Annotated in this window: 22 protein-coding genes; 15 read left to right on the top strand and 7 right to left on the bottom strand. The window is 57.0% G+C overall.

From position 1 onward, the window contains the following. The first annotated feature begins 209 nt into the window (after positions 1 to 209). From JOD47_RS10075 to JOD47_RS10060, 4 genes are all read left to right on the top strand, one after another. Entirely contained in the window at positions 210 to 623 is a 414-nt protein-coding gene (locus tag JOD47_RS10075; RefSeq protein ID WP_204533992.1) for a VOC family protein, read from the top strand. Positions 624 to 775: 152 nt separating this feature from the next. Continuing rightward, positions 776 to 1,177, top strand: coding sequence for a GNAT family N-acetyltransferase (locus JOD47_RS17895; RefSeq protein WP_204533990.1), 402 nt, complete (start codon positions 776 to 778; stop codon positions 1,175 to 1,177). 291 nt (positions 1,178 to 1,468) lie between these two features. Further along, positions 1,469 to 2,794, top strand: coding sequence for an MFS transporter (locus JOD47_RS10065; RefSeq protein ID WP_204533988.1), 1,326 nt, complete (start codon positions 1,469 to 1,471; stop codon positions 2,792 to 2,794). A 53-nt stretch (positions 2,795 to 2,847) separates the two neighbouring features. Further along, a complete protein-coding gene (locus JOD47_RS10060) occupies positions 2,848 to 3,597 on the top strand; it encodes a phosphotransferase (protein ID WP_204533987.1) in 750 nt (249 codons plus the stop codon). A gap of 193 nt (positions 3,598 to 3,790) precedes the next feature. Here JOD47_RS10060 and JOD47_RS10055 read toward each other — a convergent pair whose 3' ends face one another. Continuing rightward, positions 3,791 to 4,153, bottom strand: coding sequence for a hypothetical protein (locus JOD47_RS10055; RefSeq protein WP_372432802.1), 363 nt, complete (start codon positions 4,151 to 4,153; stop codon positions 3,791 to 3,793). Between the two features lie 405 nt (positions 4,154 to 4,558). On the opposite strand from JOD47_RS10055, the gene JOD47_RS17890 reads away from it, so the two are divergent. The 3 genes from JOD47_RS17890 to JOD47_RS10040 all read left to right on the top strand — a co-directional run bounded on the left by JOD47_RS17890 (position 4,559) and on the right by JOD47_RS10040 (position 7,759). Then, complete coding sequence (locus tag JOD47_RS17890; RefSeq protein WP_372432801.1) at positions 4,559 to 5,560, top strand: cytochrome P450; 1,002 nt, start codon at positions 4,559 to 4,561, stop codon at positions 5,558 to 5,560. Next, on the top strand, positions 5,493 to 6,473 hold the full coding sequence (locus JOD47_RS10045; protein ID WP_372432800.1) for a GNAT family N-acetyltransferase: 981 nt from the start codon (positions 5,493 to 5,495) through the stop codon (positions 6,471 to 6,473). Before JOD47_RS17890 ends, JOD47_RS10045 begins: the two co-directional genes overlap by 68 nt. Before the next feature lie 86 nt (positions 6,474 to 6,559). Beyond that, positions 6,560 to 7,759, top strand: a complete 1,200-nt coding sequence (locus tag JOD47_RS10040; RefSeq protein ID WP_204533979.1) for a CaiB/BaiF CoA transferase family protein — start codon at positions 6,560 to 6,562, stop codon at positions 7,757 to 7,759. A gap of 43 nt (positions 7,760 to 7,802) precedes the next feature. On the opposite strand, the gene JOD47_RS17885 is transcribed toward JOD47_RS10040, so the two are convergent. Beyond that, positions 7,803 to 8,174, bottom strand: a complete 372-nt coding sequence (locus JOD47_RS17885) for a ClpX C4-type zinc finger protein (RefSeq protein WP_204533977.1) — start codon at positions 8,172 to 8,174, stop codon at positions 7,803 to 7,805. Between the two features lie 67 nt (positions 8,175 to 8,241). On the opposite strand from JOD47_RS17885, the gene JOD47_RS10030 reads away from it, so the two are divergent. Continuing rightward, complete coding sequence (locus JOD47_RS10030) at positions 8,242 to 9,582, top strand: MFS transporter (RefSeq protein ID WP_239548064.1); 1,341 nt, start codon at positions 8,242 to 8,244, stop codon at positions 9,580 to 9,582. Positions 9,583 to 9,920: 338 nt separating this feature from the next. Here the strand turns inward: JOD47_RS10030 and JOD47_RS10025 are convergent, their stop codons facing one another. Both JOD47_RS10025 and JOD47_RS10020 read right to left on the bottom strand, forming a co-directional pair. Next, the gene (locus tag JOD47_RS10025) at positions 9,921 to 10,868 is read right to left on the bottom strand and encodes a hypothetical protein (protein ID WP_204533973.1); all 948 of its coding nucleotides are present in this window, start codon (positions 10,866 to 10,868) and stop codon (positions 9,921 to 9,923) included. Positions 10,869 to 11,158: 290 nt separating this feature from the next. Further along, a complete protein-coding gene (locus JOD47_RS10020) occupies positions 11,159 to 11,881 on the bottom strand; it encodes a hypothetical protein (RefSeq protein ID WP_204533971.1) in 723 nt (240 codons plus the stop codon). 338 nt (positions 11,882 to 12,219) lie between these two features. Here JOD47_RS10020 and JOD47_RS10015 point away from each other — a divergent pair, with 338 nt between their 5' ends. From JOD47_RS10015 to JOD47_RS10005, 3 genes are all read left to right on the top strand, one after another. Further along, the gene (locus tag JOD47_RS10015) at positions 12,220 to 12,555 is read left to right on the top strand and encodes a type II toxin-antitoxin system RelE/ParE family toxin (protein ID WP_204533969.1); all 336 of its coding nucleotides are present in this window, start codon (positions 12,220 to 12,222) and stop codon (positions 12,553 to 12,555) included. Further along, positions 12,536 to 13,621 (top strand): HigA family addiction module antitoxin, encoded by a 1,086-nt coding sequence (locus JOD47_RS10010; RefSeq protein WP_204533968.1) that lies wholly within the window; start codon positions 12,536 to 12,538, stop codon positions 13,619 to 13,621. Before JOD47_RS10015 ends, JOD47_RS10010 begins: the two co-directional genes overlap by 20 nt. Positions 13,622 to 14,039: 418 nt before the next feature. Beyond that, positions 14,040 to 14,393: a GNAT family N-acetyltransferase gene (locus JOD47_RS10005; protein WP_307836255.1), complete on the top strand. Its 354-nt coding sequence runs from the start codon at positions 14,040 to 14,042 to the stop codon at positions 14,391 to 14,393. 48 nt (positions 14,394 to 14,441) lie between these two features. Here the strand turns inward: JOD47_RS10005 and JOD47_RS10000 are convergent, their stop codons facing one another. Continuing rightward, on the bottom strand, positions 14,442 to 14,939 hold the full coding sequence (locus tag JOD47_RS10000; protein ID WP_204533967.1) for a GNAT family N-acetyltransferase: 498 nt from the start codon (positions 14,937 to 14,939) through the stop codon (positions 14,442 to 14,444). 75 nt (positions 14,940 to 15,014) lie between these two features. Next, positions 15,015 to 15,821 carry an alpha/beta fold hydrolase gene (locus JOD47_RS09995; protein WP_204533966.1) on the bottom strand — a complete coding sequence of 269 codons (807 nt, stop codon included), beginning with the start codon at positions 15,819 to 15,821 and terminating at the stop codon, positions 15,015 to 15,017. A 244-nt stretch (positions 15,822 to 16,065) separates the two neighbouring features. Here JOD47_RS09995 and JOD47_RS09990 point away from each other — a divergent pair, with 244 nt between their 5' ends. From JOD47_RS09990 to JOD47_RS17780, 4 genes are all read left to right on the top strand, one after another. After that, a complete protein-coding gene (locus JOD47_RS09990) occupies positions 16,066 to 16,668 on the top strand; it encodes a recombinase family protein (protein ID WP_204533965.1) in 603 nt (200 codons plus the stop codon). A 132-nt stretch (positions 16,669 to 16,800) separates the two neighbouring features. After that, positions 16,801 to 17,205 (top strand): VOC family protein, encoded by a 405-nt coding sequence (locus tag JOD47_RS09985; protein WP_204533964.1) that lies wholly within the window; start codon positions 16,801 to 16,803, stop codon positions 17,203 to 17,205. 89 nt (positions 17,206 to 17,294) lie between these two features. After that, complete coding sequence (locus tag JOD47_RS09980) at positions 17,295 to 17,849, top strand: GNAT family N-acetyltransferase (protein ID WP_204533963.1); 555 nt, start codon at positions 17,295 to 17,297, stop codon at positions 17,847 to 17,849. Between the two features lie 166 nt (positions 17,850 to 18,015). Beyond that, entirely contained in the window at positions 18,016 to 18,873 is an 858-nt protein-coding gene (locus JOD47_RS17780) for an RCC1 domain-containing protein (protein WP_204533961.1), read from the top strand. A gap of 44 nt (positions 18,874 to 18,917) precedes the next feature. On the opposite strand, the gene JOD47_RS09970 is transcribed toward JOD47_RS17780, so the two are convergent. After that, positions 18,918 to 19,499 (bottom strand): GNAT family N-acetyltransferase, encoded by a 582-nt coding sequence (locus JOD47_RS09970; protein ID WP_239548063.1) that lies wholly within the window; start codon positions 19,497 to 19,499, stop codon positions 18,918 to 18,920. Positions 19,500 to 19,532: the final 33 nt, after the last annotated feature.

The following is a 19,532-nucleotide window of genomic DNA, read 5'->3' as shown; positions in this document are numbered from 1 at the left end:
TTCTCAAACATGAAGAGAGACTACTAGCTATCCGGGTCCTCTCGACTGCGTGGCGACGGACGGCAGCCAAGTACAGCCGGTTTTCACCATTGATTCGAAGGTCGGGTCGCTTGCCTACCTATGTCGAGTCACCACCATCGACACCGGGATGTGCTTGTTCAAGGCGGTAAGTTGAATGGATAACGTGGATTCTGGTTAGGGGGAATTCGGTGTCAAAGGTCGTTGATCCGTATGTATCCGAGCCTCGTGCAACGGGTTTCGGGCTAGGAATCCATCACGTCCAGCTGGCGTTGCCGGTGGGCGGTGAGGACGCGTGCCGGCAGTTCTATGTTGGCGTTCTGGGCCTCACAGAGGTGCAAAAGCCGCCAGTGTTAGCGGCCCGGGGTGGACTGTGGGTCCGTGCTGACAATCTGGAGATTCATCTCGGCGTTGAAGTGGACTTCCGGCCACAGAAGAAGGCCCACCCGGGGATCTTCGTTCACGACATCGACGCGCTGGCACAACGCGTGCACGCCCACGGGCACACTCCTGAATGGGACGACAACTTCCCCGGAATGCGCCGGTTCTACCTATGGGACAACAACGGAAACCGGCTCGAATTCCTCTCCCCCACAACTGGATGACTAGCCCTCGACCGCTCGTGGAGGTTCCACGGCTGCTATCCATAGAGAAAATCTCACTATGGCCGTTCTGACTGCCCCTGACACTGGCTGGCACTGCCTGGCTTGAAGCACACGCCGAATGGGGTCCGGGCGTACATGAAGATGGCTTCGGGTTGCTGCCTTGCGACGAAGTTGGATCCCAAGCCGGCTTCGCTTCGTGGGTAGGACGGCTTAGCGACGATAAGCAATGCACGTACTGGTGGATTGTCAACGGTGACAAGGTCCTTGGCGGGATCGCACTGCGGCACGAGTCCCACCCGCTTGTGTCGCAGGCTGGCCACATCGGTTATGGGATACGCCCGTCAGCACGCGGCCAAGGGCTGGCAACTTGGGCAGTAGCTCGCGTAGTCGAGGAAGCGCACATGCTGGGGATGGAACAGGTCCTAGCAGTATGCCGGTCCCACAACACAGCATCAGCGAGGACCATCGATCGCCAGGGCGGCGTCCTTGAGGAAACCCCACAAGAGAGCACAGTCCTCCGCTACTGGATCCCAACGAACCCGCCACGCGTATAGCCCCCATAGTCCCATTCGAGTGCAACTGAATCGCTGGAACGATCGTTATTGAGCGAGCTGCCTTTCTGGCCGAGCGACCACTTCAACCACTCGCTTACCCCGTGAGCCACCTTCTGAGTCCATACCTCTCGCAGTGTCAGGACCCGTCTTAACGCATAGAGACGAGCCAGGAATCTGGGACTGGGTACTCTATGTGGAGACGACGACCGGTAGGACGTGAGCTGCACGCTCGGTTGAGAGGGGGACGGGGATCAGCCCCGGGCAGGCGGCGGTTGACACTCAAACAAGCCAATGAAACTGCGTAAGAACTCAGCTTTTGTCCGATTTTGGACCGCCTCAACCGTGTCAGACTTCGGCACCTACATCACCACAGTGGCGCTCTCAGTTCTTGTCCTGGTATCCCTAGACGGCACCGCTTTGGACCAAGGATTGGTCAACGCTGCACGATGGGCGCCGTACCTGCTCTTTGGGTTACTCGCGGGAATCTGGGTCGATCGTTTCCGCCGCCGCACAGTCCTCATAGCCGGTGACTTCGGTCGCGGATTGGTACTGGCCCTCTTGTGCTTGCTAGGTGCCTTGGGTTTCCTCAACGTCCCTACGGTGATGATCCTGATATTCATTTTTGGGGCGCTGGCGCTAATGAGCGACGCCGCCTACCAGTCCTTTTTGCCGCAACTGGTTCCCCGGCCCCTGCTCACGCGAGCCAATGCCCGGCTCCAGCAAAGCGACACCGTCGCTCAAACCACAGGGAGCGCCGTGGCCGGTGGCCTCGTCGCAGTGGTGACTGCGCCCTTCGCCCTACTCTTGGGAGCGATAACCCACTTCCTTTCCGGGGCCGTCCTGCTCTCCCTGAAACACGCGGCGACGAACAAGCCACCCGTACGCACGGACGGTTCCATAAGCCGCAAGATTGGTGAGGGCTTGGGCTGGATCTACGGTCACTCCCGACTGAGACCTTTGGCCTTGTCCAGCCATGTATGGTTCATCGGTTCCGCAATGATGGGCGCGGTCCTTCCGGCACTTGTTCTAAATGATCTGAGGCTTGGTGCGCTAGGACTGGGCCTGGTTCTTAGTGGTGCAGGAATTGGCTCAGTAGTCGGAGCTCTCATTTCTATACGCATCGGAGAGTGGTGGGGTACTGGCAAGACAATCGTCATAACGCAATTGATTCAGCCTGTAGCGCTGGCGCTGATTGCCCTCTCTCCTCTGGTCGCTGTAGCTGTGGCTAACGGTCCTCTCGATGATCAAGCGTATGGTTCACCTGCCGAGTGGCCTGTGGCGCTTTGGGCGGCGTTCGCAGTCGCGGCAGGAGGGCAGTTCCTTTTCTGGCTGTCTATGGGTGTCGCAGGGCCGCTGGAAATGGGGTACTGGCAGGCTGTTACGCCAGACAAACTAATGGCACGAATGAGCGCCACCAGGCGCTCGATAAACCGAGGGATGATTGTCCTGGGCGCACCCCTAGGTGGAGCAATCGCTACTTTCACGAACTCCTCCATCGCCCTCTGGGTCGCCGCCGCGATCATGTTGCTCTCAGCCTTGGTACTGCTGTTTTCAAAGTTTCGAACCGCAAACGTAGAAAACGATCAACTAACAGACGAAGAAGCGCTCACACACTGAGCACTGGACCATCACTGACCATCGTTTGCGGCTGTCCCAGTAGGCTTCGCGGAGTGAATGACGAAGAACAGCTAACCGGCGGCAATACCTCGGACAGTGTTGTTCGCGTGGGAAAGACAGTGCGGAAACCCTGGCAGCGAAAATCCGCGGTAGTCCAGAGCTATTTACAGTCACTTCGCGGTGCTGGAGTAGTTGCGCCAAAACCTTTGGGGCGGGACTCCGACAATCGACACGTGGTCGAATACGTTGCCGGTGATCTCGCATTGAACCATCTGCCCCTCAGCACTGATGCCCTGTTCCGCATTGGTCGAATGGTCCGACAGATCCACGACGCAAGCGAAACGTTTCCACTCCCCCAGAGAGATGACTGGAACCTACCCTTACCCGCTGAAGCTCCGAATTTGATGTGCCATAACGACCTCGCGCCGTGGAACCTCATCGTCGGGGAACGGTGGGTCTTCATTGATTGGGACGGAGCCGGCCCAAGTACACGACTGTGGGACTTGGCGTACGCCGCACAATCATTTAGCTCTATGTTTGAAGGGCAGCCAGTAGAGGAAGCCGCAGTGAACCTAAAAGCATTCGTTGACGGCTACGGCGCGGACATCGAATTACGCAGAGCTCTCCCTGACGCTATGAGCCAGCGGACACAAGCCATGTACGACTTACTGGAAGAATCCCACCGAACAGGATTCCAACCGTGGGCCTCCATGTACGTAGACGGACACGGCGAGCACTGGCGAGATGCCTCCGCCTACGTGCAACAAAACCATGCCGCTTGGGAACAGGCCCTGAGTATCTAAGCCCATTGCCCGGCATAAACGCAGCTCCCAACCATGATCCCCGAGATGTCCTCCCAGCCAGCCGGCCTACGCGCATTAACCGCTGCCGTTTGATGCGTCAAGTCCAGATCTTCGCTTAGATCTGCAAGAGTCAGAAATCGGCTTCAATGCAACGCACTATCCGGTGGTAGAGACCTGTTGCGTATGGGTGTACTCAACGCCACACTTGCGAAGTTATGGCGGTGAAGTACTGCCAGCCCTTCAGCGCCTGCTTGTTCGCCAGCAAGTCCTTCACGAACTCTCGGCGGACGGTCGTCGCTGACTGCATCAGTTTGTTGTTCGCGATCAGAGTTTTCCGCTCGGCCCTCTGCCCATCGGTCATGGGTCCACTGGGTGCAGATGAGCCATAACTATTGCGGAGCTTGAAGCCGAGCACCTTCCAACCGGTGACCACTGGTACGGCGGTGTGCTCGCCGGCGGCGTGCTGATGAGCCCGAACGCTGGTGGAATCAACCGAAAGCAGCGACTCCCGTTCCATGTCATGTGCGTTGGTGTTTTCCTCCACCGCAGCGAACATCCGCTCATAGGATCCGTCGGCTGATCAGCGCGGGTGCCCGTCTTCGAATAAAAACCGTATGCGACGAGGGGAGCACAACAATATATGTCACCATAAGTCGATTGTCCATAGATAACAATGGATTGACATGGAAAGGAGCACCTGCTCTTGATTCGGTAAAGCGCAAATGATAGTGGCAAGTAAACCTGCGCGATCAGAGCATTTGTTGTATCTACTTCGAACTGATAACTTGTTTGCATCGAGCACTGAAAGGGGGAAAGATGCGCATCATTCGTGGAATTTTCAGCAAGAAGTCCAGCATTGCGAACTCACGCTGGGATAAATACGTCGTAGAGTAATTTGAAGAAGGATCGGCTTAGCGCGACTACTTTTCCCGCTAAGCCGATCCTTAATTTTGGGGGAAGTATGTCGTTGTTCGATGATCTATGTAGACGATCCGGGCTAGGCGAATCGGCATTCATTCACGACCGTGAACATCTCGTCCTAACTGATGGAGCACTCGCGCTAGCGTGTCTTACGCAGGAAAATTTCTTGCATCGCTCGCCCGCGATTTTCCCGCCTGGTGCTCGGACCAGTGATTTCAAAGCCATCCACTCAAATCTAGTCAGCTTCACCAAGAGTTGTCGCATGACTTCAGAAGGCGCCCATATTCGATTACAACAGTCGATGAACTGGCCTGCGGATGCAAGGAAACTCGTGCTCGATGCGATCATGCTTCCGTCTCTGGCCGCAAGCGTTGGACGGGATGTTGAAAATGTCGCGAGGAGAAAAGTTTCGCGAGAGCACAGCTTGGTCGGAAGAACTCTGCGGCTGGTTCGGTCGGCGAGAAATCGCTTCGCAAGAATCGGCGCCTCACCTAGAGGGCTTGAGGAATCCGACACTGTCTTGGCAGCGGCACGAATGGCCCAGGGTGGGAGCGCCTCCGTGGCCAGTCTCCTAACGAGCATGGTGCACTATTCGGCTTTGCACCCTGACAGCGCGATCGAAAACTCGACGCGATCCATATTGAATGAGACTTTGAGATCAGCACCACCGGCCTGGCTGATCGTTCGTGAGATAGCTAATAGATCCGCGGCACCGGACGCTCTCCTTCCATTCCTAAGTGCCGATGTAAATTCGATTGCTATTTGTACCTACCTTATTCATCGAGACACGCGATATTGGGAAGATCCTGAGCGTTGGATGCCATCGCGATGGATTACAGCCGATCGCAATCCTCCGTCCTTCATTCCTTTCGGCGCGGGGGTCGAAAGGTGCATCGGGCAGGGAATAGTCTATGCAGTAGCGGAAGCCGTTTATGAGCAAATTAGGCACCAGATTCCTAATTTGAGAATCACGAATGCTAAGCGCTTCTCTGGTGGCCCCCTCTATGCGGCGAGTTCCTTCTCAACGCGGGTTGAGAAGTAAGGCCGCGAGCGTTATGGGATCTATAACTTTTGAACCGCTATCAGACAACCTACATCGACAGGCATGGGAATTCTCCGCCGTCAACTTAGGTGGGCACCCCAGTGAGCTGGCTTGGGACCTTCAGCAGCAAGGTTGCTCATTTGGCAATTCTGTCGTCGCTTTCGACGGAGACGTCATGGTGGGCGTCGTGCTGTGTCGCGAAGCCGTCGCGATTACCTCAGCCGGTGACGTGCCAGTTGCTGCCCAGTCCGGTTTCGCGGTCGCGAAGTCGCACAGGAGGAGGGGAATCGGATTGGAGCTTCTCAAGATGTCAAATCTGGCGTGTCAGCGAAGCGGCCTTGTCGCGGTTGTCGGTTGGCCGGAGAATCGAACCCTCGACGTTCACGCTGGTTTCCGGCCTGCCGGGTCTTTCTGTGACGTCGTGCTCGACAGCGTGCTTCCCACCGACCATAGCGTTGCAAGAAGATATCTCAGGCTATACGAGCTGGAACATGACATCGCCCTACCCAACCTTCATCAGTACCGTAACCGTGACACCTGGCATCTATCCCGCCAAAATCACGATTGGTTCCGCATGTTCAACGACTACAGCGAGTCGGGACGGTACAAGTATTTCATCGCAGAACTCGGGCAAGGTGGATCGGCTCACGCTGTCCTCTCGGCATGCCGCACGGACGGCGATCCTGATTGGCAGATTCTTGAATTGAAAGGCTCTTCTGCAGATGCTCGGAGTGACCTTCTCGCCAGCTTGGTGACCCAAGTTGGTGTGACTAGGGCAAGGCAGCAAAGTCTCGCTGACCTACCGACATTCGGGGTGCTCGACGTGGTTAGCGTCCGCCACTTGTACGTAAACTCTCTCGCGCCCGATGGCGACATACTGTTCGCCCATGATCCACAGATTGAGTACTTCTAGTTCGGATGACCCCTCCTTTTGCCAGAAAGCAAACCTGACCGGGATTCTTCGCGCGGTCCCCCTGATAGAGAACGGAGCCCAACACTATGACCGAACCCGGTGAATCACGAGGCGCACTAGACGACATCAGGGTAGTTGACCTAAGTCGATGGATCGCGGGCCCCTTTTGCTCAATGCTCCTAGCTGACATGGGAGCGGATGTTGTAAAAGTAGAGAACCCGATGGGGGAAGACACGCGCCATTTTGAACCGAAAGTGGCTAATGAGAGCACTTATTTCCTTCACTACAACCGCAACAAGAGAAGCATCACGCTAGATACCAGGGATGCCAACAGCGTTGATCATCTGAAGAAATTGATCGCTTGGGCAGACGTCCTTGTTCAGAACTATCGCCCCGGTACGTTGACGGCCATGGGTCTCGACGACGAAGCGCTTGCGGCAATTAACCCAGCTCTTATCGTTGTTTCGATATCTGGGTACGGCCAGGAGGGCGAGTGGAGCCACCGCCCCCTCTTCAATAGTGTGGCAGAGGCCCTGTCTGGCGCTATGAGTTTGAATGGTAATCACTCGTCTGGTCCGCTGATGAGCGGCACCTATGTCGCAGACCATGCCACCGGACTGCAAGCTGCTTTCGCGGCAGTAACTGCCCTATTCGAGCGAGACCGCACAGGGCTCGGGCAACATGTTGACATATCTCTGTTCGACTCGATGTTGTCGGTTATCGGTCATCCGCTCACGTCAGCGATTAACGGAAAGCCGTACACCGAACTAACGGGAAATCGCGATGCAACAGCTCCCCCAGGTAACTTGTTTGCGACGGGGGACAGCCGGCGAATCTACATCGACGCCGGATCAGACCGTCTATTTCTTGCACTTACTCAAGCAATGGGCTCCCCGGCGCATCTCGGGGATGGTCGCTTCGCATCGGTCGCTCAACGATGGGCGCGGGTCGATGAACTCGAACACGAGATTAACGTGTGGACGCTCAGTCTGGACGCCCAATCCGTTTCTGATGCTCTTGACCGCGAGGGAGTGCCCCATGGCGTGGTACAAACCCTCAAAGAAGCGGTCCAGCACCCACTTCTGATTGAACGCGGAATGCTGCGTCGTGTAGGTGAAGGTGAGGACGCAGTAAATGTCCCGGGCGTGGTTGCCAAGCTCTCACGGACTCCGGGATCTGTCCGCCGGAGGCCCCCTAGGTTAGGTGAGCACACGTCGGAGGTGCTGCGAGAAATATCGGGGCAGAACGAGGATTCAGTTGGTGCGGCACTCGGAGCAGCGAGGTGAGCTGATCTTTCACGAAGGTGGGGCGCTAGGAGAACCGCAGTCATCAACGTCCGGAGAACCGTTCCCAGGCTGACTGTCTGGAGATGTCGAGTGAGGACCCGATGCGCGCCCAAGAGAGTCCACGGGACCTCGCCGCACCTACCCATTGTTGTAAACGCTCTTCGACGCGATCAGCGACTGCTGCAATCTCAGGCAGATGTGAAAGGAGCTCTTCGTCGTTCATTACTTCCCAGCGGGGCTCAATCTGCGCATTTGCGGAAATGCCACTGCTCTTACCGAGTAGGTCCGAAGCTGCCGATATACATGACTCACAAATTGCTATACCGGGACCAGCGATCAAACGTTTGCCATCCGACTTTGGTGAAGCGCAGAAATCACAGAAGGACGGCTCGACCTTCTCACTCGTAGTTGTCAATGGGGCCCTCCAGAGTGTTCGCCCGCCGGGTTGACGCTGTAAGGCTGAACCTGACAGAGTGTCAGGTATGCCCTTACGTAGGACGATCAAGAGTATCAGCCAACCGTCGCACCCAGAGGACGCTAGCGTCCGCCAGTTAAAGCCTGTCTTGCGTCAGCCCAATTTCAGGTGCCTGTGGTTAGCGAATGCGTTTGAGAGCGCGGCTGATGATTTGTTGCGTACGCTTCTGCCGATCATCGCAGTCTCCGCACTTGGTGCAGGAGCATTTCAAGTGAGCATTCTTACGGCACTCAGCTTGAGCGCGTTCCTACTGCTCGGGATTCCGGTCGGGGTTTGGGTCGACCGCATGCGCAAACGGCGGATACTAATCGGTGCGGACATCCTCCGCGCCACGGTTCTACTGACAATACCCGTCGCGTTCGCCACCGATACGCTATCGATTTGGCATCTTTTGGTAGTCGCTGCCGTCATAAGTGTCGCGGATGTTTTCTTCACAACCGCCGATTCCACCGCGCTTCCAATGGTGGTGGGCGCCAACCAACTCGACGAGGCTACTGCTCGTCTACTCACGGCTAAAAATACGATCTCCGTCGCTGCCCCAGGGATCGCGGGGCTGCTGTTGCGAACGATCGCGGCACCGTTCGTCCTGTTGTTGTCAGCACTCGCATACCTGTCTTCGGCGTTTCTGCTGAACAGTGTGCACCTACCTGAATCTGTCCAGACAGGAAGCGGGAAGAAGGTCAACTTCTGGGAATCGGCTAGGGAGGGTTTGGCATTCACACTTAACCATCGTGAGCTGAGACCGTTGTTTACATCGAACATGTTGATCAACGCATCTACGATGCTGGGCGCGAGTGCCAAAGTAGTATTCGCATTGAACATACTTCTGATTTCCCCTGCGATGTTCGCCTCTCTAGGAGTCTTGGGGGCGGTGGGCGCCCTCCTCGGATCCCTAGCAGCCATGCCGATCGTCCGATTTCTCGGTATCGGTGCGTGCAGGGTGTCCGCGAGTCTCTTATCAATCGTGGTCGTCGCATTCATCCCGCTCGCCGGTTCACTACCGGGCTCACCCGTAATCTGGGTAGGGCTCTCAACTGCAGGCTGGTCTTTTCTTACAGCGGTGATCGTCGTTGCTGGATCTGGCATCATCCCGCGGCTAACGGAGACCGCAATGCTAGGAAGAGTCTCATCTTGCATTCGCCTATTCACTCTAGGAATCATGCCGATAGCTAGCTTGGCCGGTGGAGCGCTTGCAGTTTGGCTAGGATTGGTTCCCACTCTTTGGATATGGGCGTGCGTCGCGGGTGCGGCCGCGCTTCCCATACTCGCTTCACCTATTCGTTCGTGGAAGGTCTTTCCTGAGCATCTCGATGTCAACCAGCGGAAGGTAAACCCGCCAAACGCATAATCCTCAGCTGACAGCGACCGTGAGCGACAACTATGGCGTTCTGCTAAATATCTGGGTTGCTGTTTTTCGAAGCTGGGTAGATGGTTCGTGCGAATATGATTTCAGATGAGTTGTGGGCGGCTATCGAGCCTGTCCTGCGGACTGCACCGGGCCGGCTGGGGCGGCCGTGTAATGATTTCGTCAGATCCCGATGAGTCATCCCGCACCGAGCGCTGCCCCTGACGGAGGAAATAAGGGCTGAGCAGTTCAGGCTACTAGGTAGGGTAAATTCGCACTTATCGCAGGCACGGCTCTCCTCTAGCACCCGGTATATGAGTCGGGACTGGTCGGCCGTCCGATCACAACACGGCTCTAATAAGGCGGCGCAGCGAACCAGCAGGAGTTTGTTGTGGCTGCCCGTGTACAGCCTTCGCGGGAGCCGCGAGAACTTTGAGTTTCTTGAGCATCAAGGCGCACAGTTCCTCGCGACGTTTGAGGTCGCAGTATTTCCGCAGCCCAACAGTTGATCTTGTCCAGATGTTGAAGGTACTGAATACGAGTCCAAGGACGACAGACGCTACGCCAAGGAGCATCACGCCAAATGTGGCAGACAGATGCTCCATCACCTGGATCGTCGTCAGGCACGCTACGCTCAGGAGGGCTGCTACTGCAGGCGTTAGTAGCCAGAGCGTTTTCCAGGGGTGTCCTATGGACATGGCCTGCACCATCCGCGGGCTTGTGAGCAGCGCCAGGCGTCGGAACGTTGTATCCCGGTAGTTGCCGTTTAGGGATAGATCGATGGCTGCCTGAAAACGTGAGTGGAGGGGCCGTTTGGATGACATCATTGATCGGCCTCCATCGGTTACCTTGAAGTCTTTCAGCCATCTGTTGTGGAGTGCCAGGCAATGCCTGCTCAACGTCTCTTCCTCCTGCCAGGACTTTCGCAGATCGATTTGAAGGTCGTACACGGTGGCGGGCGCCTCGCTTGCCAGTTCCAATCTGTAGGTGATGAGCGCAGCAATGGCTACAGCGACAAGCGAAACCAGCGGAGAGTAGATAGAAAATTCCGGCCAGACTTCTTTCATGTCTGGCTTCAGGAGAAGGACTGTCACGATCGCGGCTGCGCCGGAAGTGAGAACCACTTTCATGACGTTGTTGACATACTGCTTGCGATGCTTGGCAGCTTGCCCAGTGTCTTGTGTCCGGAAGAAAGCTAGTTCGATTACGCCACCGAGAACCGTTGCTGCGGCAAGAAACCAAATAAGCCCAAGCAGCAAGATCAGCGGAACAAGAAAATTCTGATCCATTATGTCTTTCCCTCTGGACAGACAGGCGGGCGGGATGGAGTGGTTGTTGAGCGCCGACCTGCAATCGATGGATGTAGTCAGGCGAATAATGGGCCTGAGTGGGTTTGCCGCCCGAATCCCGTCTTGTCATGGGCCTATGTTGCGAAGACATGACTTGGCCTCATTGAAGCCCGGAACGGCGGGCACTCGGATCGTAGCTACTGCAACGGTCCGAGTGAAGCGCCGGAAAGCCGCCCCCAGCTGCGCTGAGGACGGCTTTCCGGCGGGACCGGTGCCCGTCTTCCTCCAGCCTAAGCGGTATAGGCGTAGGTGAAGGTAATTTTGGGGTCAGCCTGGAAGGCCCATCCATAGGCCTTCTGAGCTCCTACGAGCACGGGTGTCTCGCCGCCCGCTACCACATTTGCGGTCGGCTGGTTGGGCATGGCTTCCACGAGAGGGGTATCGATCGTGCCATTGAAGTCCAGCGGGAAGATGACGGTGGCCCCGAGCCGGACGTTGCCGACGGGAGCCAGACTCAACTGAGGCGCGTACATGACGAAGCGGTACTTCCGCGGGTCCCCATCCACAGGCAGCAGGACCTGGCTGGCGTGGATCCTCAGTACCTGCCGGCCAGCCGGGATCTTCAGGTCCGCCACCTTGTAGTGTGCGGCGTGTTCCTCGAGCTGCTTCTTTTCATCGGTCGATGGATCCAGCGCGATTCCGGCCTTGGCGAGGATCGGGCGGATGATTTCCGCGTCCTTTTTCGCGATGCGCTTGAACTCTGCCGGATTCTTGAAGTTCTCTTTGGTGCCCGAGACGACCCGAGCGATGGCAGATGTGCCCGCCTCGATGTCCGCAGCGAGGACCAGTCGATAGGTCGCCTCAGCCGGAGATTCGACGGTGGCGGTGATTGTCATGTTCGCAACGTCGTATGCCTCAGCATCGAATCCCCTGACAGGGGCGATCGACTCAATGTCGATGTTAATTCCCTGGTTATGAACGACCAGGTCAGTTGTTATGGGAAGCGTAGTCATGGGTGTCCTCCTTAAGAACACTTGACCGAGATTAGGAGGGTCGCCCTTGCGGCAACTGGTGTCTCCGTTAGAATCGCTAGCACCACTAAGCATGGGAACTTGCGGTTCTTACCTCGAGTTGTAAAGCGGGCCCGTTTGGCGCGGGTCCGCTTTTCTGTGCCCTGAGGGCACACGACCAACCTACTCGACATCCAACTTCAGCGCAAGGATGAAGATGTCGTGTAAGAATTCAGAGATGCGGTGAAGATATTGTACGAGAAACGCGTATCCTGTTGTTATGCACAATTACACTCTCCGGTAGGCTCTATTCACACCAAGGGTGAAAGCGGGTCTACAGGATGCAGGTTGACTACGAGGACGAGGACCTTGAACTCCTTGCCTACGAGTCGACCCATAACACCCCGCGATGGCCCGCAAGCATCACAAGGGCCTATCGGCAACGCATTCAGCAGCTAAGCGCCCTTGTAAGCGAACAGAACCTGTGCGGACTCAAAGCTCTTCACGTCTATAAGCTGCGGGACGGCCCTGCGAGCACCTATTCAATACGGATCCAGATGCAGTACATACTCATATTCAGATTCGATCCCGAGAACGACAAGCGGCTGATCATCATAGGAACCGAATCCGCCGACCACCAGCAGAGGAGTGACACTCATGGCACGGCAGCTCGCTGAAGCGTTTCCTCCAGGAGAATTCCTTGCCGAGGAACTCCAAACCCGCCATTGGTCACAGACGGACTTCGCTCAGATCCTCGGACGCCCGGCGCAGTTCGTTTCAGAAATAGTCGCCGGTAAAAAGGAAATCACCAGAGAGTCAGCGGCGCAGATCGGCGCTGCTCTCGATACACCTCCTGAGTACTGGCTGAACCTGCAAAACGCGTATCTCTTATGGAGCCAATCGCAGAGCACCGAGAGCCGCCAAGAACTAGAAGGCGTACGCCAACGTGCTCGGATGAACAAGCTGGCTCCGGTTACGTTATTGCGCAAACGCGGCTTGATAACAGGCGACACAGTGGCCGAGCAGGAAGCTCAAATTCTAGAGCTGTTCCAAATCCAGAGCCTCGATGAGGACCCGAAGTTTCTAGCGGCCGCTCGTCGATCAAACAGAGACGAAGGACCAACACCGACGCAGAAGGCATGGCTGGCCTGTGCGCGCCAGAAAGCCCAGCGAGTAAAGGCCGCCAAATACGACAAAAACAAACTTGAGCAACTGGCCTCCGAGCTGTCTCGAATTGTCGCCGAACCTGAACAATTCCAAGGCCTGCCTGAGCGGTTCGCCGCCGTCGGGGTACGCCTCGTCTACATCGAAGCCTTTCCCGGAAGCAAACTAAACGGAGCTTCTTTCTTACTCGACGACGACCCCGAACAGCCCGTCATTGCTCTGTCCGGCCGCGGCAAACGCCTAGACGGGGTCCTATTCACCCTGCTGCACGAAGTGGCGCATATAATCCTCGGGCATGTCTCTACCGACCAGTTGTTCATCGATGAAGGTGTAGGCCAAGCCGACGAGCCTCAGGAGCAAGAAGCTGATCGACAGGCAGGGGAATGGCAGATACCTGGCGGCCTTCCCAAGCCACCTCGCGTCATACGGAAGGGCTGGATTCAAACAGCTGCCCAGCAGGTTGGCGTGCATCCCGTAGTGATTCTCGGTCGCCTGCAGATCGACAAACTCCTGGAATGGAGAACGGCTCTCGCCAAGGATGCCCCCACTGTCGATTCGTACCTTGAACACTGGAACTAACTCGATCGGTTTTTGCACACAAAACCGGGACGTCGTTGCGTACGGCTGACGTTGGCTGGACGGAGCCTGTCCACCCGAACGGAGTCAAAAATATAGGGACCATACTGCGATAACCCCAGAGAACGGCCCATTGCGTCAGGGCAAACTGCGGCACCTGAACGTGGATGCTGAGGCGAACCATACGGACACGCGAAACGAGACGGCTATCGTCGGCGTGTCCCTGTGACTGTTAGCTAGGAATGGCGGTTAATCGCAGCTTCGATTGGCGGTTCCGTTGTCACGCGAGCGGATGACCGATCGGCACCATCTTCGCCACTCCCAATGGCTCAAGCTCGGTGTTTGAATCAAGCATGACCACAATTGAAGTAGTGAAGGCCGAAGACCTGCCACTCAGCGAAGTGCTTGAGCTATACGGTGAGTGGAATGGCTGGCCTACACGAAGGACCCAGACAATCTAGTACGAGCACTGCAAGGATCCTCCACACTCGTTGCCGCTCATGATGGCAAGAGGCTGGTCGGACTAGCGCGCGTCATTTCCGATAGTGCTTCGATCTGCTACCTCCAAGACATTTTGGTCCGGCCGTCGCACCATAGAAGAGGTATAGGACGGGCTCTTGCTGAACGAGCGCTCAAACAGTACCCGCATGTGCGCCAGAAAGTTCTAATTACCGACGATGAACCAAAACAAAAAGCGTTCTATGAAGCGCTCGGCTACACCCAGACGGAAGAGTTCCAAAGAGGATCCGTTCGGGCCTTCATCAGATTCGACTAAGCACGAACGTTCGGTGAAGGAGCACCCGACTGATCAGGAGATATGAGGCTACACGCGCGGCGGGCTGGTTCCGATCCAGTAGCGCAGGACTGCGCTCTCTTGTGAGGTCTTATCAAGGATGCCGCCCTGGCGCTCGATGGTCTTCGCAGATGCTGTGTTGTATGACTGGCATACTGCTAATACTTCATCTATTCCCAGCTTGTGCGCTTCCTCGACTACACGAGCTACTGCCCAGGTTGCCACCCCTTTGCCGCGCGCTGACAGGCGAATTCCATAACCGAGGTGGCCGGACTGCGATACAAGCGGGTGGGACTCGTGCCGCAGTGCGATCCCGCCAAGAACCTTGTCGCTCTCGACAATCCACCAGTATGTGCATTGCTGATCGTCGGTGAGCCGTCCTACCCAGGCAGCAAAGCCGGCTTGGGATTTTACATCGTCGCCTGGTAGCAGCCCGAAGCCATCTTCGTGCACCCCCGGGCCCCATTCGGCGTGTGCTTCGAGCCAGGCAACGTGCCAGCCAATGGTAGGGGCAGTCAGAACGGCCATGGTGAGACTTTATCTTTCGGAGCTGAGTGAGGTGTCGTTGCGGGACTTTCTACCGGGATACTCATTAGCTCGGGATCACACACACTGTGGGGATTCGCGGAAGAACTGGATGATGGGCTCCATGACTTCCGTGGTGTGGATGACGGGTTCAAGGTGACCTGCGCCAGGGAACCCGATATATCGACTTTCTGGGATTGCGTCTGCCACCTCCTGCGCCCGCACTTCGAAAGTGTCAGTGTCCTGCTCGAATCCGATGACCAGGCAAGGAACGGCCGTCCTGCTGAGCGGCTCTAAACGCTCTTGGTATGCCCGGATGAAGGCAGCTGATCGCTTTCGCGCCTCGATCGAGGTGGCGCCCGTTGATGCCCATTCCGCTCGAGCTCCTATGAGGGGACTAACGAAAGCATCGGAACCAAGAAGATGCGCCGGGTGACTTGTCAGGAGTCCCATTGCAAGTCGCACAGGGTCCAGTTCCTGCCCCCCGACGGATAACACATCCCAAGCCTCCTGCAGCACTTGGTCCATGCAGTTTTGCCGACCATAGGTGGCGATCAGGGCTGCTGATCGGATAGTGCCCGGGTATGCAAGGGCTACTTCCTGTGCGATCGCTGCGCCCTGTGACCACCCAAGAAGACGAACATCTTTCAACCCCAGATGATCGATCACTCGCTTAACGTCATGTACTACAGACGGAGGGTCGTAAGCCGAGCCCTCGTGTATGAACGTGATGGCTTCAAAGCCCGCCTCTACTAGTAGTTCCACAACCTGCGACGCCCACCATTCCGGATTCGCCTGAGGGTTGCTGAGGATCAGAACCGGATCTCCTTCGCCAATCCTCCGATATCTACCTGACCCCTCTACTACACCGCGGCTCTGCTTCATCGCTCAACGCTATAACCCTTCACTGACCAATCGTCCGAAAGGTTAGACGAACAGGGCCGGGCCGACCCGCTACCGACCGAAATGGTGTCTCGAAAAACTACAGCTTTTCAAGACACACCGTCGAGGTCCGGGTCGAGCTTCACGCGCGCCGGAAATACAGGGCAGTCCGCGTCTCGGAAACCCATCTCACCGCATTTCGTCTCACATGCGCCGGTGATCGGGGTTTCTGAGTCAGAATGACGGTGTGAGGCATCTCGGTTACACCCGCGTCAGCACATCAACCCAAGACGCGCAGCTGCAACTCGACGCACTCATTGCGGCCGGCGTGCATAAGCGTGACATCTTCTCCGATGTCACCTCAGGCACCAGGGCTACGATCGAGCGGCCCGGGATGAAGAAGCTCCTTGAATACGCCGATGAAGGAGACACCATCATTGTGTGGCGCGTCGACAGACTCGGTCGATCACTCATCGACGTCCTGAACACGGTCAACATGCTCCGTGAACGAGGAATCCTCATCCGGTCCCTCTCGGACGGGATAGACCCGGCAACCTCGACCGGTCGTCTGATGTTGAATATGCTTGCCACCCTCGCGGAGTATGAGCGGGAGCTCATCACCGAACGGGTCAACGCCGGCATCGCAGCTGCCAAGCAGAACGGCACCCGATTCGGGCGTCCGCTTTCAGATTCAAAGGTGGTCGCCGACAAGCTAGCCATCGCAGCTGACGCACGAGCCAAGGGGCGAACCGCAGAAGAAGCCGCACGACTAGTTGGCTGGAGTCGCGCCACCCTATACCGGCACCAGCAAGCCCTCGTGATCAGCGAAACCCCGACGATCGATGCGTGATCCATTCCGGATGCGTTAACCGGCCGAGACCGCTATCGCTTTGACTCACCTGTCGGGAGAAGCAGCCGCCGCCTAATGGGGCTGGGTTTAGAGTCGAGATGAACGTCGTACACGCGACCAGATAGGAAAGCGATGTCGGTTGATCAGTATTTGGATGCTCCTGCTGAAACTCCTTTCAAGCTCGGGCTACATCATGTCCAACTCGCCCTGCCGCCTGGCGGTGAGGACGATTGCCGAAAGTTTTACGTGGGCGTTCTTGGTCTGACTGAAGTGGAGAAGCCTCCGGTCCTTGCTGCGCGGGGTGGCTTGTGGGTGCGGGCGGACAGCCTTGAGATTCATTTGGGCGTCGAGGCGGACTTCAGGCCGCAGAAGAAAGCTCACCCGGGAATCCTTGTTCAGGACCTGGACGCTTTGGCGGCCCGAGTTGAGGAACATGGTTTGGTACCTGAATGGGATGACAACCTTCCCGGCATGCGACGCTTCTATCTGCTGGACAATAACGGCAACAGGCTGGAATTTCTCTCCCCAAAGCCGTAAGCGCCGATTCGAGCGATCGATTGGTTCTGCTTCTTTACGCGAAGCTGACGTCAAGAGATTGATGAGTCAGCTCGGGTAGGGTTCTGGAGATGTCGACGTCACAGTCCTCCGCTCCGTCGAGTCTGGATTCCCAGGGATTGTTAGTCCTGCGGGATCCGCTTCCAACGGACGAGGCGCAGGTCCTTGCTGCTCAGTCAGAGCTCGCAGAGGTCGGCTTCAATTTCACACTCCGCCGTGCCGACCAGACATGGGAACAGTATCTCGACAAGGTTGAGCGGGATAGGGCCGGCATTAACCTTTCGCTAGGCCGCGTTCCCGCGACGATGCTGTTCGCGGCAATCGGCAACCAGATCGTGGGGCGGGTCCACGTTCGGCATGAGCTAACCCCGGCACTGCTCGTAGAGGGCGGTCATATCGGCTACTGCGTGCGGCCGGCACACCGCCGCCGTGGCTATGCAACCGAGATGCTGCGCCAAGGGCTGCGGGTGGTTCGTAGCCTCGGCATCGAGCGGGCGCTAGTCACTTGCGACGACGACAATCAAGGATCGATCAGTACGATTGAGCGGTGTGGTGGCGTCCTTGAGGACACCGTAGCCGCTGAAGGGTCTGCACCTAAGCGTCGATATTGGATCGATCTCAGATGAAGACTACGACTATGAACGTGTGCACGATGACTGAATAAATGGGCACGGAAACGAGCACGTTCTGTGTGCGTGTCCTGTCCCAGTCCTCGGCGTCTCGGAATCCATCGTTATCGGACGGCCGTGCGGGACTGATGCTGCCGGTCGAAACTTCTGAGACGATCTACAGGTGGCCGCTCTCAATCTCAACGCACACATCGCCGCCGGCCGCCGGCACTCGGTTGGCATCATTGCAAGCGGCTCAGTGCTCACCGCTGGCCGACCGAACTCAGAAGAGCGGCGCGTGGAAGCCTGGACAGACATCGTTTCGGTGGCGGCTGGCAATGTCCACACGGCCCAGAATACCGGACGTTCGCATACGGTCGGACTACGAAGAGATGGCACGGTGTTCGCGGCTGGTTGGAACGACGAGGGGCAGTGTGACGTCGATAGCTGGACCGACGTCGTGAGTATCGCCGCTGGCTGGCGGCGCACTCTGGCCATCCGTGCAGATGGGACAGCCTTAGCGGCTGGCCGCCGGAATGAGGGAGCTAATGACATCGAAGGGTGGAGCGAGCTGGTCGCTGTTGCGGCGGGAGATTGGCACTCCATCGGGCTCCGGGCCGACGGTACGGCCGTTGCTGTGGGGAACAACCGTCGAGGACAGTGCGCAGTGGCCGAATGGCGTGACCTCTGCGCGGTATCTGCGGGCTACCTCCACACAATCGGCCTCACACGAGATGGAAGGGTGCTCGCAGTCGGCGATCGGACGGCCGGAGTTGAGGACATGTCAGCCTGGCGTGACGTCACGGCCATATCAGCAGGCAGCTATCACACGGTTGCCGTGCGGGAAGGCGGACAAGTCCTTGCGTCCGGCGACAACAACCGCGGGCAATGCGACGTCACTGCATGGCGCGACGTAGTGGCTGTGGCCGCGGGTTCTACCCATACACTCGGCCTTTGCTCCGATGGAACCGTCAACACGGCTGGCAATGACGATGACGCCCAGTGCCAGGTTACAGACTGGCATCTGAGCCCTATCCGCTAACCATCGTTTCCGTTCATTGGGCCCCCTGCTCCACATAGGACCCGCTACAGATGATCCCATTCGCGTTGAAGGATCGACATGATTATTTGATCGTGAAAGGCTCCGTCATAGAACACCGCTTCACGTCGGCGTCCCTCTTCGACGAAACCGGCTTTTGAGTAAGCCCGAATTGCCCGGGTATTGAATGCCCAGGCCTGCAGCTCTATACGGTTGAGACCCATTTGCAGGAACCCGTACCGGATTGCAGTTTTAACGGCATCAGTACCATAACCTTGGCCGGTCTTTACTGGATCGAGGATGACACCTAGAGTTGCTGCCCGCTCGGGAATGGTAGCTCCATAGAGGGCCACATGACCGATAAAATCTTTGGTCTCTTGAATTTCGATACTGAATCCGACGCTTGCGGAGGTGGCGTTCGCGCTCCATTCCCGATAAAGCTCGGCGGCGCTGCCCTCAGGGCGTGGCCGGATAGTGGACTGTTGCAAGACTGCCCATTCCGGTGCAGACCACCACTGATCAAGCTTTTCAAGATCGCTCTCGTGGAGCCGACGGAACCGAACCCGGTCTCCTTCAAGAATTCCGGCACCATAAGCTGTCGCTTCCTCAACATTGGCAAACTGACTCATGCAACCATCATTGCGCATTCGCTAACTCGGGAT

It is taken from the genome of Arthrobacter tumbae, assembly GCF_016907495.1.
Classification (GTDB): domain Bacteria; phylum Actinomycetota; class Actinomycetes; order Actinomycetales; family Micrococcaceae; genus Arthrobacter_D; species Arthrobacter_D tumbae.
Note: the sequence above shows the minus strand (reverse complement) of the source record. Positions and strands in the feature narration are given on the sequence as shown.

Excerpts from the sequence above, each read along its gene's own strand:
- JOD47_RS10020 (WP_204533971.1), bottom strand. The coding sequence starts at position 11,881 with ATGACTACGCTTCCCATAACAACTGACCTGGTCGTTCATAACCAGGGA.
- JOD47_RS10040 (WP_204533979.1), top strand. The coding sequence starts at position 6,560 with ATGACCGAACCCGGTGAATCACGAGGCGCACTAGACGACATCAGGGTA.
- JOD47_RS10055 (WP_372432802.1), bottom strand. The coding sequence starts at position 4,153 with ATGTTCGCTGCGGTGGAGGAAAACACCAACGCACATGACATGGAACGG.
- JOD47_RS17890 (WP_372432801.1), top strand. The coding sequence starts at position 4,559 with ATGTCGTTGTTCGATGATCTATGTAGACGATCCGGGCTAGGCGAATCG.
- JOD47_RS10000 (WP_204533967.1), bottom strand. The coding sequence starts at position 14,939 with ATGGCCGTTCTGACTGCCCCTACCATTGGCTGGCACGTTGCCTGGCTC.
- JOD47_RS09970 (WP_239548063.1), bottom strand. The coding sequence starts at position 19,499 with ATGAGTCAGTTTGCCAATGTTGAGGAAGCGACAGCTTATGGTGCCGGA.
- JOD47_RS10025 (WP_204533973.1), bottom strand. The coding sequence starts at position 10,868 with ATGGATCAGAATTTTCTTGTTCCGCTGATCTTGCTGCTTGGGCTTATT.
- JOD47_RS10015 (WP_204533969.1), top strand. The coding sequence starts at position 12,220 with ATGCAGGTTGACTACGAGGACGAGGACCTTGAACTCCTTGCCTACGAG.
- JOD47_RS10065 (WP_204533988.1), top strand. The coding sequence starts at position 1,469 with ATGAAACTGCGTAAGAACTCAGCTTTTGTCCGATTTTGGACCGCCTCA.
- JOD47_RS10010 (WP_204533968.1), top strand. The coding sequence starts at position 12,536 with ATGGCACGGCAGCTCGCTGAAGCGTTTCCTCCAGGAGAATTCCTTGCC.
- JOD47_RS09985 (WP_204533964.1), top strand. The coding sequence starts at position 16,801 with ATGTCGGTTGATCAGTATTTGGATGCTCCTGCTGAAACTCCTTTCAAG.
- JOD47_RS09980 (WP_204533963.1), top strand. The coding sequence starts at position 17,295 with ATGTCGACGTCACAGTCCTCCGCTCCGTCGAGTCTGGATTCCCAGGGA.
- JOD47_RS09995 (WP_204533966.1), bottom strand. The coding sequence starts at position 15,821 with ATGAAGCAGAGCCGCGGTGTAGTAGAGGGGTCAGGTAGATATCGGAGG.
- JOD47_RS10030 (WP_239548064.1), top strand. The coding sequence starts at position 8,242 with ATGCCCTTACGTAGGACGATCAAGAGTATCAGCCAACCGTCGCACCCA.
- JOD47_RS10045 (WP_372432800.1), top strand. The coding sequence starts at position 5,493 with ATGCTAAGCGCTTCTCTGGTGGCCCCCTCTATGCGGCGAGTTCCTTCT.